The sequence below is a fragment of the Shewanella nanhaiensis genome (assembly GCF_019457885.1).
Classification (GTDB): domain Bacteria; phylum Pseudomonadota; class Gammaproteobacteria; order Enterobacterales; family Shewanellaceae; genus Shewanella; species Shewanella nanhaiensis.
Window position 1 is genome coordinate 1 of record NZ_JAHZST010000058.1, and the last position, 623, is coordinate 623.

Below are 623 nucleotides of genomic sequence, written 5' to 3' on the forward strand. Positions count from 1 at the left end.
TCAGCTTGGGCGCAGGCACCGCTGTGGGCGACACCTTAGTGGTCACCGACCAAGCCGGTAACACCCTGTTCAGCGGCCCAGTGACCCAAGCGATGCTTGATAATGGCCTCAGCTTGGCCATCGACGCCCCAGCGACGGGCACCAATTTAGTGGTGACCGCCAACGTCACCGACCCTGCGGGCAACACTGCCACAGGCAATGACAGTGCGACCTTGGATTACGGTATCGGCAGCGGCGCCCCCGCCAGCCCAACCGTCACCATCGATGAGGACATCAACAACGATGGCTTCATCAATGACGCTGAGCTGGACGGTCAAATCAACATCACTGTTGAACTCGGTGCAGGCACCGCCGTCGGCGACACCTTAGTGGTCACCGACCAAGCCGGTAACGAACTGTTCAATGGCGTCGTCACCCAGGCGATGCTCGACAGCGGTCTGAGTTTGGCCATCGACGCGCCGGCCACAGGCACTGAGCTCGTCGTGACCGCTAACGTCACCGATCCGGCGGGCAACATTGCCACTGGTAACGACAGCGCAACCTTGGATTACGGCAGCAGCGCCCCATTAGCGCCAACCGTTGAAATCACTGAAGATGCCAACAACGATGGCTTCATCAACGAC

General features: G+C 60.0%; 1 protein-coding gene. It reads left to right on the forward strand.

Features of this window, described 5'->3' with window-relative positions:
• Positions 1-113: 113 nt before the first annotated feature.
• A partial coding sequence (locus tag K0625_RS24320; RefSeq protein WP_220111927.1) for a hypothetical protein occupies positions 114-623 on the forward strand: 510 nt, incomplete at its 3' end.